Here is a 16,576-nt window from a genome sequence, read left to right on the forward strand (position 1 = left end):
CACGGGTCTTGTCAGGGAACCAAACACCACCGAGGTAGAGGCCTTGCATGTGGTCACCAGAGTAACCTTCTTCAAAGAAGCCCCGCATCCCGAGGTTTTCGTTTGCCAAACTAGTCATTGATTCTTGGAGACGCTTGTCTTCAGGATCCCATGTCTTAGTAGCGACATGCCATGGAGCGATATCAAATGTCCGTTTCATTGCTTTCTCAATTCCTTTCATAGAAATAAGGGTGTATCAACTACGCCCTTATTATAAGTCTCTTGATTAGTTAAATTAAATTATTCAGCGTAAGTTTCCTTGATTGCACCGACTGACAATGCACCGCAGGCCAGAACGATCCCGGCCACGATGAACATGTGAACTTGGGAACCACCAAGCAGTGGGAACAGTGCAAAACTAAGCAGGGAAGCAACAATCTGTGGCAGACAGATTGAACCGTTGAACAGACCCAGGTAAGTACCCATGTGCTTACCAGAAAGGGCGTTCGTAACAATGGTCAATGGGTAGGTGTTCATCCCGGCCCAGGCGATCCCGACCAGAATGTAAGAAATGATCAAAGCGCCTTGGGAGTGGATGAAGAATACTGACAAGAACCCAATGGCACCGAGCAGCAGACTGCCGGCATAACCAGCCTTGTGGTACTTGTTAGGAACCTTGGCCAAAACATATGACCAAACAACAGCGGCGATTGACTGAACGGCGGCCAAAACCCCGTACCAGTTACCAGCAGCCTGGTAGCCGGCGGAAGTAGCATCGGTCGTGTTCCAAACGTTCTTGGCGATCGCACCGGTGGAGTAAGTCCACAGGTATTGGAAGGCGAACCAGCAGAAGAACTGAACCAGGGTAACGGTCCAGAAAGCCTTTGGTGCGTGCTTCAGGAGTTCAAACCAGTTACCACCCTCGGTATTATCTTCTTCAGAAATACCATGGTACATAGCGTAGGTTGCTGGATCGTATTCGTGAACCCGGAAGACCGTGAACAGACTGGTAACAACCAGCAGGGCCGCACCGACGTAGAAGGAAATGATAACTGAGTCTGGAACGACCCCCTTCTTGGCGGTGTTGGCAACCCCGAACCAGGTTAACAGGAACGGGAAGATGGCAGCCAGAACGGCACCAGTGTTTGACAAGAAACTCTGAATCCCGTAAGCGTAACTCTTCTGGTCATCATTGACCATGTCACCAACCATCATCTTGAATGGCTGCATGGCAACGTTGGATGACAGGTCCAGGAGGGCAACGGTAATCGCACCGAACCACAAAGCGGCCAGTGAACCGTAACCGAAGCCGAAACTACCAGAGTTAGGCAGCAGCAACATAACAATAACCGCCACGATCATACCGAGCAGGAGGTATGGAAGACGGCGACCGCCGAGCTTTGGTGCCCAAGTACGGTCTGAGTAGTAACCAATAATTGGTTGAACAATTAAACCAGCCAGTGGTGGCAGAATAAAGAACCATCCCAGGTTGTTTGGGTCGGCCCCAATAGTTTGGAAGATCCGGCTCATTTGTGAACTTTGCAAGGTAAAGGCGGTTTGGACACCAAGGAACCCGAAGTTAATCATCCAAATGGTCGACTTCGAGAGCGCTGGCAATCCGGCACCGGCGGACTTTTCTTGACTCATTACAAACAACTCCTTAATTCATACAACAATAATTGCTCTCTTATGAAACACGTTTTGTAAGCGCTTCATAGATTTCACGTTAATAATATACCAGAATTGGTCAAATTGTGCAACCGGTTGCGCAAAATTAATGCAACCGTTTGCACAAAAAATGACGAAAAAAGCCGTGATACCGGGATTTATCACGACTAAAAAAATTTAATTTTCTTTTAAAAACAGCTTAATTTCGTCGAAGCAGGGCAGCAATCCCCATGCCGCCGCCGACACATAGGGACGCAATCCCCGTCTGCTGATCCAGGTCCCGCAGTTCGTGAACCAATGTTACCAGGATCCGGGCACCGGAACAGCCAACCGGGTGTCCCAAAGCGATTGCCCCACCTCGCGGGTTGACTTTGGCCGGATCAAGCTGGAGCCAGTCCTGGCAGACCAGCGCCTGGGTTGCAAAGGCCTCGTTGATCTCATAGAGGTCCACGTCAGCGTTGGTCAAGCCGGTGGTTTCAAAGAGCTTCTTGATAGCATAGTACGGACCAAGTCCCATCACCGCCGGATCGATGCCGACCAAAGAAGCCCCAGCCCACTCAGCTAACGGGGTCAGACCGTATTCTTCGATGGCCGTAGCTGATGCCAAGGCCACCGCGGCTGCCCCATCGTTGATTCCCGAGGCATTGCCGGCCGTAACCGTCCCGTCCTGCTTAAAGGCTGGTTTCAGTTTAGCCAGGGCCGCCAAGGAGGTGTCGGGCCGCGGGGCCTCATCTCTTTGGACCACGTGGCTACCATGTCGGCCAACCACCGTCACTGGGGTGATCTCAGAGTCAAAATTTCCCGCTTCTTGGGCCCGGACCGCCTTCTGGTGACTGAGCAAGGCAAACTCATCCTGCTGCCGGCGGGTAACGTGATAACGTTCGTTGATATTTTCCGCGGTGATCCCCATCGGGTAGCCGCCATAAACATCCTTGAGCGCGTCTTCCTGCATGGCGTCAATCAGGGTACCATCACCAAAGCGGTAACCGCCGCGGGCCTTCTTTAGGACGTAAGGGGCATTGGTCATGCTCTCCATCCCCCCAGCAATCACCACCTTAGCCTGGCCGGACTGGATCAGCCCGGCCGCCAGATTGATGCTTGAGAGACCGGATGCACAAACATCATTGATCGTAATGGCCGGAACCGCCTGCCCCAGTCCAGCGGCCATGGATGCCTGACGAGCAGGGTTTTGCCCGCTTCCCGCCTGGATGACGTTTCCCATCAGAACCTGATCAACTTGCTCCGCTACCAGACCGGATTTAGCGACCACGTCCTTAATTACCGTTGCGCCAAGCTGGACAGCGGTCAAGGGGGCTAGTTCTCCACCAAATTTACCGATCGGTGTCCGTTGTGCCGCTACAATGTAAACTTTCTCCATGAGTCGATTCCCCCATCTCTTGTTTGTTCATAGCTTAACTAGTGTAGCGATTTACACTGGGTTACGCAAGCAAAAGGACAGGAAAGAAGCTGGACTGAGAAAAACCAACAGTTTTTTTCAGTCCAGCTTCTTAACATCAATCATATATTTTAAAGTCAACTAATTGGTGGTGCTTACGCGAGTTGAACAGCAGTTCCACCGCCGCTCGGCCCAATTCCCGAGGCTGAAGATCGATTCGTTCGCTCTCGTCCAAGAGCATGCCCATCAGTCGACTATTGTTAAAGCAGGCAATTGGGAGGTCGTAGTGTTGCAGGTGACGATTAAGTTGACCGTACAAGATGTCATCCGCACAGACAATCCCGTCAATTTCCGGATGACTGGCTAGAAATTGACGGATGCCCTCGTCGCGGCTGGCCGACCAGGTGAGAGCCGGCAGCCGGTGGCTTGTCATGCACTGCCGGTAACCAGCCCGCCGTGCCTCTTCATATGTCCAATTGACACCCGACTCTAAAAAGACTGGCCGCTGAATCCCATGACGGACGATTAACCGCTCCGTCGCTGCCCGTCCCGCCTTAATGTTGTCATTATCAACAAAGCGGTCCGGGTGCTGGGCGGTCGGATGACCGATCACCACGAAATTAAGCTGATGCTTGCGCAGGTAAGCCGTCACCGGATCGTTAGCCATCGTGTAGAATATCAGAAAATTATGAATCTTAGACTGGGTCACCATCGACTTAACGCTCGCCAGAAGTTCTTCTTGGCTAGGCGCAATCGCCACCACCATCTCATACCGCAACGGCGTGAGGGCACTGCTGATCCCCCGCATTAGGTCAATGTGGAAGGGGTTTGCCGGTGCCGTATCAGTGGTCACCGGGAATACCAGCCCCACCATGTTTGATTCTCCCCGAGTCAGGTTCTGCGCATTGTAATTAGGCTGATAATTCAGTTCACTAGCCACCTGTTTAACTTTTAACCGCGTCGCCTGACTGATCCGCGGGTTATCATTAAGCGCCCGAGACGCGGTTGATACTGACACGCCGGCACGCAAGGCAATATCTTTAATGGTCGCCACTCTTCTCACCTTCACCTTGAATTGATACAAACTCATTCAATTCTACCAGGTACAGACCCATTTGGACAACCGGGATTGGCTGCATGATGTTCAACGCCTCTGCATATAGGCGAAGTTGACCGCTATACTTCTGCACAACCTGCTTGATCGCCGCCGGTGTCGCTGCCAGATGGTCGGTCTTATAATCGACCAGAATAATTCCGTCATTAGTAACCAGGTAACCATCAATGATCCCGTGAATCAAGACCTGGTCATCGTCATCTTCGGCGATGTCTTCAAATGGTTCATGGCCATTCATAATCATCGCAAACGGCTCCTCACGGTGGTAGTCATTAGGGTGTTCCAGGATTTGCCGGCCAACTTTTGTCTTAAAGAAGTTCACGATGCCAGTAACGTCGATTCGGGCAGCGGTGGCCGGAGCCATTAGCCCCTGCTGGGTCAGGTTCGTAATCTCGTCTCGGACCGCCGTAGTCGTGATCGGCTGGTCGAGGGACAGCTTTTGGAAAACCAGGTGGGTAGCCGTCCCCACTTGGGTCGCCTTAGGGGCGGCAGCATCATCTTGAACGAAATTTGGTACCGCAAAGTCTGGGTTAATATAGATTCCGCTATGTTTTTGCTGATCACTTTCAGCTGGGTTTTCCTTCGCATCTGCAGCATAATCGCGCTGGCCTAAGCGGGGGTCATCATCTTCAAAGACCCGTTTGACGTCCGTGACCGACTGATAAGCAGTTGTCTTTGTCGCCGTCTGGTGGGGGTATTGGTAGCCAAGGATCTGGGTAAAGTCCTGCTTGACCGCTGGCGAGGCTGTGGCCAATTCAGGATTGGTCTGCTTGACGGCACCTTCGCCCGTAGTCACCGAAAGCTTATTGAGGCCGTCAGCGTCAAAGGACCGCACGATAAAGCCCGTGGCTGCCTCCGCCTGAGCCCGTTGATCACCGCCAGCCAGGACGCTGTCAGTCAGCGCCGCATCCCCCACCGTCAAGTCCGCGGCGGTAAAATGATTGGCTCTGTTAGAATAGCGCGCTAGAGCCAAGCCGATCCAGTCCATGAATGACTTTGCATCAAGCCGCGGCTGGGGACTCAGCACCGTCCCGTGGCTCTGAAAGGCTTTCTGCCACCGGTTCCAAGATGCGACTAGGCTCTGGGTCTTCACTTCGTCATTAAACGAACCCGTGATGAACAGCCGCTGTTCTGCCCGTGTCAGGGCCACGTAAAGGACCCGCAAGTCCTCCGCGCGTTCGCTCCGGCCGATCGTGTCAATGGCAACCTGCCGCTGGGGGGTATCATAGACCACCCGGTCATCGTCCAGCCAGCGGATCCCAACGCCCACTTTAGCGTCCACCACGACGTTAGCACGCTTGGCACTATCGTTGAAACCATGGGTCGCGTCAACCAGGAAGACAATCGGAAACTGGAGACCCTTGCTACCGTGAATCGTCATCACATTGACCGTGTTGGCGGTCAGCTGGGTGGGGGCCACCCCAAGGTCCTTGTCGTGTTCCTGCATTTTTTCAATGAAACGGATGAATTGATAAAGGCCCTTGAAACTGCTCTCCTCGTAGGTATGGGCTCGTTGGTAGAGGGCGTGAAGGTTAGCCTGCCGCTGAGCACCGCCCCGCATCGCCCCCACATAGTCCAAGTAGCCTGTCTCTTGGTAAATCTGCCAAATCAGGTCCACCAGGGTCTCCTGCTGGGCCGTATGCCGAAACTGGTCGAGTTGCGTCATTAAGGTCACCAGTTTGTGGTAGAGGGCCTGCTGTCGGCCGGGAGCAAGTAGTTCATTGGCCTTCTTGTAGGGCCGCAGCTTGTGATGGTGCCGGTAGTTGTAGATAAAGGTCGTAAGCGCGGTGTAGTAGTCTGCGGCCTGGTTCTGCAGGCGGATGAAGGACAGCTCCTGATTATCCAAGCCGACGATTGGTGAACGCAGGACCGCCACCAGCGGAATGTCCTGGTGGGGGTTGTCAATTATCTTGAGCATGGCCAGCATCACCCGGACTTCGGTGGCCTGGAAGTAATTCTCGACATCGTGAACGGTCAGCGGGATATCAAGCTTGTTGAATTGCTCCATCAGGGTGTTGTTGATCGCCTTGGTCCGCTCCAGGATGACAATATCACCGTACTGAACGGGCCGCAGCTTTTTTTCGTCGGCATCATAGATCTGGGTGCCGCCTTCAACCAGCTGTTTGATCCGACGGCCAACCATCTGAAACTCGCCGACCTGCTTATCAGTTTCACGGCGGGCCCCCTTGTCCTGCTGACTGGCGTTGGCGTCATAGAGCATGATCTCGACCGGCTGCGGTTGTGCCGCATCATCGTAGTAGTGGGCAGCGTACTTCAGCTCCGCGTCCTCATCATAGGCGATCTCCCCCACTTCGGGATCCATCAGCTGGCTGAACAAAAGGTTGGTGAAGGTCGTCACGTTGCTCATCGAACGGAAATTTTCCCCTAGAACAATCGCCGTGCTACTGTCCGCATGCTGATAACGCTGGTACTTATTAAGGAAAAGGGACGGATCTGCCTCTCTGAAGCGGTAGATCGACTGCTTGACATCCCCCACCATGAAGAGGTTATGGGCATCTTCTCTGGCCAGGTGCATCAGGATGCTCTCCTGAAGCTGGTTGGTATCCTGGTATTCATCGACCATGATGGCCTGGTAGTGGTCCTGCAGGTTGGCAACTAGGGCCTGCCAATCCGGATCATCGGCCGCCGGGCTGAGGATCTGGTAGGCATAATGCTCCAGGTCGCTGAACTCTAGGACGTGCCGGTTGAGCTTCGTCTGCTGATACTGGTCCATGAAATCCTGGGTCACCGCACTCAGTTTGGACAAGATCGCCTGGGCATGCTGGGAGATCGTCCGCAATTGCTCCTCGTCATAGACAAAGAAATGCTCCTTGACCTTGTCCAGCTGTTCCTTGATTCCTTTACGGACCGTCTTGACCGTTTCGTGAGCCGCGGTCATCTCCGGGGTTGCGTCCTTAGGAATCCGCGAAACACTCTTAAATGACAGGTTGTTGAAGCTGGCACGCAGGGTATTCCAGGTCACCGGCTTAAACACGTCCAGGACCACCTGCAGCCGCTGCTGATCCTGGATTAGGACCCGTTGTGCCTGTGGCAGGTCAGCAGCTTCTTGTGCCAGCTGGGCAAACTGCTGCTGAATATTTTGAACCTTCGCGATTAACTCGCCCTCGTCTTCGTCCCCGAGGTAGTCCTTGACCAGGCGTTCCCAATCCTTCTTAAGCTGATCGCGGTCCTTCTTGATGGCCTGGTAGATCTTCAACAGGTTAGGATCGCCTGGTTTCCCGCGGAAGTTGGCAAAGTTGACTTGCTCAAGCAACACCCGCACATCACGACCTTCGCCTCCGTTCAACTGATCAATCAGCTGTTCAAACACCGCCTTCTCCTGCCTGAGCTGGGTAGCGTCCTTAGGCAGGGCCGCGTCTTCGGCCCGCTGGATCAGTTCTTCCTCATCGTGTTGGAACTGGTGAAGCCGCTCGACCAAAACCGGTCTGAGGCCCTGCCGGTAGAAAGCCGTCTCGAGAATATCCCCTGCAAGGTCATAACTGTGCGGCAGCTGGTTCAGCCAGGCCGCTGGATCGGCTTGCGCGTTGGCAACGTCATACAACTTCAGAATCAAATCGTCGAGGCCCTGGTCGTCCCGGTCATTCGAGAAGTTGAGGACTAGTTGGCGAAATGATGCCATTCCCGCTTCCTTTGCATCGGCAGCCGCGTAGTAGCGCTCACTAACCTGTTGCCAGACCTCCTCTTCCAATAAGAGCTGCTCAGTCTGGTCCGTCAACAGCCGAAACTGCGGGTCCAGGTTGATCAGGTAGTAATAGCGTTTGATCAGCTTCAGGCAAAAGGCGTGGATGGTACTGATGTCAGCGGCCGCCAGCCGGTTGATCTGGTTGGTCATCCGGTCCCGCATGGCCTTGGGCTGATGGTGATCCTGGGCGATCTCCTGAAGGGCCTTGCGGATCTTGTCCCGCATGTTCTTGGCAGCCGCATCGGTAAAGGTTACCAGCAGCATCCGGTCAATATCTTGGCCCTCCTTAATCAGTTCAATCACCCGGTTGACCAGCACAGCGGTCTTACCGGAACCGGCCGAAGCCGAAACCAGGATATTCTTTCCCCGGGTTTTAATTGCCTTGCTCTGCGCCGCGGTCGGTGAAAAATCTGCCATTATTGATCCTCCCCATCATCGTTGTTTTGCTCTTTTTTACGCACATCATCGAATTTCTCCTTGGCGATCCGGGAATCCAGCTCGTGGTAAAGCCCTTGGTCCAGCATACTGTCGAACTGGTAAATATCCAGGTAGTCGGTGTAGTCCAGCCCCGTTTTCCGGTTGCTGCCGTCAATCAGCCGATACGGGTTTAACTTGAGCTGGCCACTAAGGATCTGCTTACCGGCATCAATGATCAGCCGCCGGTTATTATCACGCAACCACTGCAACTGCCGGTCATCAGCCAGCAGAGCTTCCTTGCTTGAACTGCCATTCTTCTTCAGAGGGTAGACCAATTCGGCATGGCCCTGTTTGGCAATGTTGTTCAGCAGGTCGCTATTATTTAAGAGAATCCCCTTATACTGGTGGGCTTTCAGCCGCAAGTCTAACAATCGCTGGTCCCGGTGTGCCGGCGAGCCCTTCAGGAGGTCCGTTGCCTTGATAGTCGGGTTATTCAGGTGCAGGTAAAGGGCTCCCGCTAGGTTCGCCGCGCTGAGGTTGAGCTTGTCAAGGTTGACCTCAAGGCCGCTGAGGTAGGTCAGCAGCTGGAGGGAGATCCCGTAATAGGCTGCCGTCAAGTCAAAGAGCCGGTCACCCGACTTATAATCTACCACCGCAAGATACTTCTGGTCGCCAACGTCAATCTGGTCAACCCGGTCAATTCGCCCGCGCAGCTGGATGTGCCGCTGGTCATCCAATGGGTATTCAAGTGGGGCCCAGTCGGCGGCCTGACGGCCGTTGATCTGGCCAAACTGAACTTCCGTTTCCCGCGGAACGAAGTGGGCGTTGGCGGCCTGCTGACAGAGGGTCGCTAGCATCGTCTTAACAATTGCCGTCAGCTGTTGGTACTGAAAACGGGCCTGGGCCGACGAACTGACCAAGCGTAACAATTCAGGCTGAAGCTGGTCGGCCGCATCCAAAGCCCGGCTGGTGAACTCAACCAGGGCCGCGTGATTTTCGTCCTTGGCCAGGTCGGCAAAGCGCAAATTAGAATCCCGAACGAGGTTGACGAAGACCTCCATTGCCCGGTGGAAGTAGGTCCCGATCCGGTCGTTGGATAGGGACAATTCATCCCGCTTGCGCAGACGCAGGCCATACTTCAAGAAGTATTCATACTGGTTAACGTAGAAGTCCTGCAGCTGCGAGATTGACGCGTAGAGGACCTGCCCCGGCTCATCCTTAGCCGTGTGCAGGTAGAGGGCCTGGGCCATTGGGGCCGTAATGTCTTTGGTCTGGTTGCGGTAGGCAAAGCCACGTTGGATGACGGCTAGCCGGGCCCTTAAAGATTCATCATGCTCGGCCAGCTGATTCAAAGCATAGCCAACCCGTTGCCAACTAGCGGGCCACTGCGGCTTTTTGCCGACCGGCACTTCCTGGTCATCGCTAAGCTGACGGACCACCTGGACCAACTGGTTGATGGTTGCCAAGGGAGCACTGACGAACGGGGCAGCATCTGCCTGGCCAGCGGGACTCGTTGCCAACGGAACTACTTCACCAGTGATCTTAAAGAAGCGGGCCGTATCAATCATATATGGCGACGGCTGGAGTTCCTTGTCGTCCGCACTGAATTGGGGTGCTGAAATGATCAGCTGCTCTTGTGCGCTCATGAACCCTTGGTAGTTGACGAAGGGCTCGTCGACCAATTGATCCACCGCAGTAGCTGGCAGGTACTGCGAGTCGGCATCGAGGTATTGGCTCAACAGGTCCTTATCACTATCCGTCAGCAATCCCTCATCATCATGAACCTCTGGCATCACATCATCAGTGGCGCCGATCATGAAGACCACCCGGTGCTCCTGACTCTGCACAATCCCGGTTTCGGAAATGACTACCTGGTCGAGGGTCGCTGGGATCTGGGAATACTGGGCTGCCGCAAAGCCGGCCTGCAGGATCTCACCGAAGTTGGTCAATAGGTCTGCTTGACTGGTCGCTCCCACCTGCTGGTCGCCAAGGATCAGGACATATTCTTCAATGATCTGGCAGAAGGTTGCCCATACCTGCTTCGGCCGCCTTGCCAGGTCTAGTTTTCCCTGTTCGGCCTGATAATTCTGCCAGTTATTCAGCCGCTCCGTCACCCCATTGTCAACCAGGAACTGGTACACATTGGTAGCTAGTTCCCGGCCCGTTTGAACCTCCTTGAGTTCGTCAAAGAAGGGGATCAGGGTCTGACCGACAAAATTGCGGATCAGTTGCAACTGGTCGTTGACCTTTTTTTGCCGCGAATGGGCATAGTTAGCTGCCTGCGGGTTGGTTCCCTTGACCTGCCAAAGTTCAGCAATTTCTCTAGGATCTTGGGTTGTCCAGGCGTGCTTACCCGCGATCGCCTGTTTGAGGCACCAGTTTTCTGTCGTAAAGACCGCCGCCTCCAGTTCATCCTGGTCAAAACCTGTCGGTAACAGCAGCCACGTTTTCAAGAGTTGGATAATGTCGCTCGTCTGGTAGCCATAGAGCGGGATCTGCAAAAGGGCCGTCAGCAACACCACCAGCGGATGCTTATCCATTCGCCGTTCATGATCATTGAAGATGGGAATCTGGTGGCTGGCAAAGACCGGGGCGATCATTGTTTGGTAGCCGTCCAGGTGCCGCGTCAGAATTAAGAAATCACGGTAACGGTACTTCCCCGTGGCCACCATTTGTCGAATCTGGGTGGCGACGTGGTTCAGCTCCGCCAGCCGATTGGGAACAGATTGAACCTGAATGCTGCGGGCATCATCTAGGGGATGGCCTGCTGTCAAATCAATCGGTTCGGCGGCGTAGCGCTTAAAGAAGCGGTCGAATTCGGCCAGGTCGGTGCTAACCCGGTGAGCGGTGGCATACTCAACATTATTGACCAGCCGTACCTGCTGGGGATGAGCCTGGGCAAACTTCCAGAGACGGTGGTACTGCATCGCTGAGTTGTAAAAGAGGTCGCCCTTTTTCGGAAGCTCAGCGGGACTGGGATGGCGTTGGTCAGGGTAGCCGCGGTCCAGTGTGAACGAGATGGTAGTGGTTTTGGCATTGAGGATAATAGCGTCAACGATCTGCTGTTCGGCAGCAGTGAACTGTGTGAACCGGTCCAGGAAGAAGTGCATATGACGACTTTCAGGATGGTCATATAGGTATTGGGCCAGTTGCTGGTAAAGGTCAATATTTCCCAGGAAATATTTCTGCATTCGTTCCTCATACGCATGGTAAATCAGCTCAACATCGTGCATCTTGGCCACCCAGGCTGGATTGTCCTTAACCTGGCTAGCGGTCTGGGCCTTTTGAAGGATCAGTGAAAAATCGTCGGCGGTAATGTTGGCCATTTGAAGTTCTGCCAGCTGGTCAGTCAATTTCTGAACAAAGCCGGGATGCTGAATTTCACTTGCATACAGCCGAAGATCCCCCGCGTGCTCCTGTAGGATCTTGGTCGTAAGCATTGCCGTCCCGACCTTGGACAGGCGGGTTCGTCTAAAAAGAGGGGTATCTCGCAATAGGTACCAGGCCAGCCGACTAAAGGACAACACCTGGACTCGGCTAGCCGCAAACCGCCCCTGTGGATTGCCTTGGTTTTGCCGTTTGCGCAGGCCGGCGAGAACACTGATTTCCGTTTCGAACTTGATATGGTTAGGCACAATATAAAAGAAAGTATCCTCAGCTGGTGCCGTTTTCAGCTGGTCCGCTAACTGGTCAACCAAAACCTGCTGATGGTCAACCGCCGCGGTCCCTAAGACAAAACCCAGGCTTCCCATAAATTATTCATCCTTTCGTGCGTGTATTGTAACTGCATTTTACCATACGAACATATGTTCAAACAACGCACAAAAAAATTGGTGAGCAATGTCACCATTTTTAAAGAATCGGCGAAAGCAACCGTGAGAAGCGCTGCTTGAAATGCAGCCACCGGGACTGCTGGTCAAAGGCCGCCGCCGTTACCACGCGACTATTACGGATATCGTTGACGAAGATCTGCTCCAGCTGGTCTGTCGTGTCACTGTCATAGATAAAAGCATTGATCTCAAAGTTCAATTTGAAACTCCGAAAGTCCATATTTGCTGATCCGACCGAGGCCATCTTGCCGTCAATCACCATCGTCTTAGCGTGCAAAAAGCCCCGCTGGTAGGTATAGATGGTAACCCCTTCGTTAGCTAAGGCATATGCATAATACTGGGTTGCCCGGTATACAAACGGGTGGTCCGGCTTGCACGGGATCATGATCCGGACATCGATTCCAGAATGGACAGCCACCCGCAAGGCATCCAGAACACTATCATCGGGGATCAGGTAGGGAGTTTGAATCCAAATGTGATCCTGGGCAGCGTTGATTAGCCGCAGGTACCCCAGCTTGATCTTCTCCTGTTCCGATTCTGGACCGCTGGAGACCACCTGGAGAGCCGTCGTCCCGTGTTGAACCTTGATCTCCGGAAAGTACTGCCGGTAATGAGTCAGTTTCTCTGAATATTGACTGACTGAGGCATTCCAGTCACCGATAAACCGTCGCTGAAGGCCGTAGACCCCACCGCCGACGATTCGCAGGTGGGTATCTCTCCAGGGGCCAAACTTCGGCGACCGGCCCAGGTACTGGTCACCAATGTTAAAACCGCCGACGTAGCCGATCTTGCCATCAAGCACCACGATCTTCCGGTGGTCACGGTAGTTCAGCCGGAAATCAAAAAGGTTGTTACGGGTCAAAAGAAACTGGGTCGCATGCCCGCCACGTTCCCGCAGGCCATCATAAAAGCTCGGCCGGACCCCCATCGAACCCCAGGAATCATACAACACTCGGACCTCGACCCCTTCGGCAGCCTTACGTTCCAGGAGGGTCCGCAATTGGTTGCCGATCTGGTCGTTATAGATCGTGTAAAATTCAATGTGGATGCTTTTCTTGGCGGCGGCAATCTCGTCGAACATCTGACTAAAGAGCTTCTGACCAGTTGTATAAATGGTTACGTGATTTCGCTGGCTGAGGAAAGAATCGTCCAGGCTCTGAAAAAGCATTACCGTCCGCCGGTAGATCTGCGTAGTGGTGTGCCGCGGCTTAGGCATGTTGATAAACTGTTGTTTCTGCCGGTCGATGGCCTCCTGGATCCGGAGCTGGGTCTGGGTCTTCATCAGGTTCAACCGCCGGTGGGGCAGTTTACGGCCGAGGAAGGCGTAAATGATGAAACCGATGACTGGGATCAGGGTCAGGACCAAGAGCCAGGCCCAGGTGGCCGCGATATCCCGTTTTTCACGGAAAACCGTATAAATCGCCGCAATTTCGTTGATCAGGATAATGGCCACAATAACCCAGCGAACAATTGCCCACGTTAGCTCCATTGATAACCCTCCTCATAAGTTATTAATATCATTTTAACGCACCCCCCGCTTATCGAATAGCGGCAAATGTTTGAATCTGTGTTAAGATATGCATAAATTCCACGAAAGAAGTACCAACAAATGACACAAATTTACCTTCGCCAAGCTCAACTGGTCGACCGGCACACGGTCATGGAGATCATTAATGATGCCAAAGCGGCCATGAAGAAGGCCGGCAGTCCTCAGTGGCAGGACGGCCATCCCAACATCACCATGATCACCGAAGACATCACTAAAAAGATCGGCTGGGTACTCGTGATCGATCAACAAGTCGCCGGCTACGTGGCCATGCAGCTTACTCCTGATCCCAACTACCAGCACATCACCAATGGCCAGTGGGCTCAGCCAACCCAACCATATGCCACCTTCCACCGGGTGGTCATCAGCAGCCGTTTCCGCGGCCACCATCTCGGGCAGTTTTTGATGTCTAACCTGCTGACATTAGGGCTGGCCAAGGGGCTTACCAATTTCCGGCTGGATACCCATCCCGTCAACGCCGCCATGCAGGGATTGGCTAAGAGCTGCGGCTTTGAATACCGGGGAGACATCGAGGTTAACGACAAACTCGATCCTCATCGTCTGGCCTTCGAGCTCAATATCACCCAGCCCCATCATCAAGATCACGTCACCAACGACTTCATGAAGCCGCTGCTCCACCACGACAATTAAAAAAGACCCGCTCAAGAACGTCTTGAGCGGGTCTTTATTTACTCAGCAATTATTTATTCGCTGAATTACTTATCTTCTTTTTTGGCATCCTTGTCGTCAGCCTGGCCATCCTTAGGCGTGTATTCCTTGCTGTCGTCTTTAGCAGCGTCCTTGGCATCAACGATTACCAGCTTGCCATCCTTCATTTCAGCAACCAAGTGCTTTGCATCAAGGTGGTCAAGGTAGTAGTCAGTGACCTTGTCCCGGATTTCACGTTCGATCACCCGACGAAGTGGACGGGCACCCATGGCCTTGTCGTAACCTTCATCAATCAGGTACTTCTTAGCAGTTGGGGTTACCTTAACGTCCATGCCCTTCTTAGCCAGCGTCTTGTTGACATCGGCAAGCATCAGGTCAACGATCTTTTGCAGGTCTTCCTTAGTCAAGCTGTGGAATTCAACAATGGCGTTGAACCGGTTGAGGAATTCTGGACGGAAGTAGTTGGTCAGCTTCTTGATCAGATCTTCTTCGTCCTCGTCGTCACCGAGCTTGATTGGAGCATCACTGGAGTAACCGGCGTTGGAAGTAGCAATGATGATCGTGTTCTTGAAGTCAATGGTGTTACCTTGACCGTCAGTCAAGCGACCGTCATCGAGGACTTGCAGCAACAGGGTAATAACTTGCGGGTTAGCCTTTTCAATTTCATCCAGCAAAATGATGGAGTATGGGTGACGACGAACCTTTTCAGTCAAGGTGTTGTTGTTGTCGTCGTAACCAACGTAACCAGCAGTCGTCCCGATCAGCTTGGAAACAGCCGTCCGGTCTGAGTATTCAGACATATCCAGCCGGATGATGTCGTTCTTGGAGCCGAACATGTCGAGGGCTAATTGCTTAGCCAACTCAGTCTTACCAACCCCAGTAGGACCAACGAAGAGGAAGGAACCAATTGGTTGGTCACCTTCGTCAAAGCCGGCCCGGTTACGCCGGATAGCCCGTGAAACGGCTTCAACGGCTTCGTCTTGGCCGATAACCTTGCCTTCAAGCCGCTTGTCCATGTCCTTTAGACGTTCAACATCACTAGCGCCGATCTTTGATACCGGAATACCAGTCATCTGTTCAACGGCGTTAGCAACATCTTCTGGCGTTGCCGTAACCTTTTCGTCTTCGGAGTTTTGGCTAAGTTGCTTCTTCAAGTCAGCAATCTTATCCTTAGCGGCTTGAGCTGCCTTGTAGTCTTCCTTAGCAGCAGCATCCTTTTGCTTCTTTTCTTCCTGCTTGATTTCGGCTTCAATCTGCTTTGCATCGTGTGCTGGGTGCTTTGCAGCCAGGTGAGCGGCCGTCATGTCGATCAGGTCAATGGCCTTGTCTGGCAATGCCCGTTGTGGCATGTATTGAACGGAGTAGTCAACGGCGGCCTGGAGAACATCGTCAGGCAACTTGACGTTGTGGTGACGTTCGTAGAGATCCCGAATTCCCTTCAGGATAGCAATCGTGTCGGCCTTGCTTGGGGCGTTAACCGTAACTGGGTTGAACCGCCGAGCCAGTGCAGCATCCTTCATGATGGTGTTCCGGTATTCGTCTTGCGTCGTAGCACCGATAACCGTGATTTCACCACGGGAAAGTGCTGGCTTGATGATGTCAGCCATTCCCTTGGAACCACTGTCAGAGCCAGTAGAACCGGCACCGATGATCTGGTGAATTTCATCGAAGAAGAGGATAATGTTGCCGGCCTTCTTGACTTCGTCGATCAGCTTTTGCATGTTCTCTTCGAAGCTTCCACGGTATTGAGTACCAGCTTCCAGACCAGAAATATCAATGCTGATAATTTCCTTGTCCTTGATTGGTGCTGGAACGTCACCGTGAACGATTGCCTGAGCCAATCCTTCGACAACGGCCGTCTTACCAACCCCGGCGTCACCAACCAGCACTGGGTTGTTCTTTGTCCGCCGGCTTAAGATTTCAGCTGTTTCTTGAATTTCCTTGTTCCGGCCAATTACGGGGTCCAGCTCACCTTGCCGGGCTTCTTCAGTCAGGTTCCGGCCAAGCTTGTGAAGAATACTCTCCTTGCCTTCGTTTGGCTGTTGACCTGGGTGGCCAGCTTGCGGTGCTGCACCACCAGGCAACTGACCAGTTTGCCGGTATTGGGCAAACTCTTCTGGTGTAACTTCACGACCATTAATCATGTAACGCCGATTTTCGGAGTTATAACCGTTCATGCCGCCCATTAATTGGTTAAAGATGTCATTCATATCGCTGTTAAATGGATCCATTGGATTTTGAGCCATTATGCAGT

9 protein-coding genes are annotated in these 16,576 nt (G+C 53.1%); 1 reads left to right on the forward strand and 8 read right to left on the reverse strand.

Annotation, left to right across the window (positions count from 1 at the left end; all coding sequences use genetic code 11):
• The 7 genes from ACI31J_RS02975 to cls all read right to left on the reverse strand — a co-directional run.
• Positions 1-199 (reverse strand): hypothetical protein (locus tag ACI31J_RS02975; protein WP_439772963.1); only part of this gene is annotated, 199 nt, incomplete at its 3' end.
• Positions 200-279: 80 nt separating this feature from the next.
• The gene (locus ACI31J_RS02980) at positions 280-1,626 is read right to left on the reverse strand and encodes an SLC45 family MFS transporter (protein ID WP_439772964.1); all 1,347 of its coding nucleotides are present in this window, start codon (positions 1,624-1,626) and stop codon (positions 280-282) included.
• Between the two features lie 220 nt (positions 1,627-1,846).
• Positions 1,847-3,025: an acetyl-CoA C-acetyltransferase gene (locus tag ACI31J_RS02985; protein WP_439772965.1), complete on the reverse strand. Its 1,179-nt coding sequence runs from the start codon at positions 3,023-3,025 to the stop codon at positions 1,847-1,849.
• 136 nt (positions 3,026-3,161) lie between these two features.
• Complete coding sequence (locus ACI31J_RS02990; protein WP_439772966.1) at positions 3,162-4,097, reverse strand: LacI family DNA-binding transcriptional regulator; 936 nt, start codon at positions 4,095-4,097, stop codon at positions 3,162-3,164.
• Positions 4,084-8,277, reverse strand: coding sequence for a helicase-exonuclease AddAB subunit AddA (gene addA / locus ACI31J_RS02995; protein WP_439772967.1), 4,194 nt, complete (start codon positions 8,275-8,277; stop codon positions 4,084-4,086). The genes ACI31J_RS02990 and addA overlap by 14 nt, the downstream gene beginning before the upstream one ends.
• A complete protein-coding gene (locus tag ACI31J_RS03000) occupies positions 8,277-12,029 on the reverse strand; it encodes a PD-(D/E)XK nuclease family protein (RefSeq protein WP_439772968.1) in 3,753 nt (1,250 codons plus the stop codon). The genes addA and ACI31J_RS03000 overlap by 1 nt, the downstream gene beginning before the upstream one ends.
• A 100-nt stretch (positions 12,030-12,129) precedes the next feature.
• Complete coding sequence (gene cls / locus ACI31J_RS03005; RefSeq protein WP_439772969.1) at positions 12,130-13,596, reverse strand: cardiolipin synthase; 1,467 nt, start codon at positions 13,594-13,596, stop codon at positions 12,130-12,132.
• Between the two features lie 120 nt (positions 13,597-13,716).
• Here cls and ACI31J_RS03010 point away from each other — a divergent pair, with 120 nt between their 5' ends.
• On the forward strand, positions 13,717-14,304 hold the full coding sequence (locus tag ACI31J_RS03010) for a GNAT family N-acetyltransferase (protein ID WP_439772970.1): 588 nt from the start codon (positions 13,717-13,719) through the stop codon (positions 14,302-14,304).
• 65 nt (positions 14,305-14,369) lie between these two features.
• Here ACI31J_RS03010 and ACI31J_RS03015 read toward each other — a convergent pair whose 3' ends face one another.
• Complete coding sequence (locus tag ACI31J_RS03015) at positions 14,370-16,568, reverse strand: ATP-dependent Clp protease ATP-binding subunit (RefSeq protein ID WP_439772971.1); 2,199 nt, start codon at positions 16,566-16,568, stop codon at positions 14,370-14,372.
• Positions 16,569-16,576: the final 8 nt, after the last annotated feature.

This window comes from Limosilactobacillus sp., from assembly GCF_051873075.1.
GTDB lineage: Bacteria > Bacillota > Bacilli > Lactobacillales > Lactobacillaceae > Limosilactobacillus.

Coding starts and splice junctions, on each gene's coding strand:
- ACI31J_RS02980 (WP_439772964.1), bottom strand. CDS start 1,626: ATGAGTCAAGAAAAGTCCGCCGGTGCCGGATTGCCAGCGCTCTCGAAG.
- ACI31J_RS02985 (WP_439772965.1), bottom strand. CDS start 3,025: ATGGAGAAAGTTTACATTGTAGCGGCACAACGGACACCGATCGGTAAA.
- addA (WP_439772967.1), bottom strand. CDS start 8,277: ATGGCAGATTTTTCACCGACCGCGGCGCAGAGCAAGGCAATTAAAACC.
- ACI31J_RS03000 (WP_439772968.1), bottom strand. CDS start 12,029: ATGGGAAGCCTGGGTTTTGTCTTAGGGACCGCGGCGGTTGACCATCAG.
- cls (WP_439772969.1), bottom strand. CDS start 13,596: ATGGAGCTAACGTGGGCAATTGTTCGCTGGGTTATTGTGGCCATTATC.
- ACI31J_RS03010 (WP_439772970.1), top strand. CDS start 13,717: ATGACACAAATTTACCTTCGCCAAGCTCAACTGGTCGACCGGCACACG.
- ACI31J_RS03015 (WP_439772971.1), bottom strand. CDS start 16,568: ATGGCTCAAAATCCAATGGATCCATTTAACAGCGATATGAATGACATC.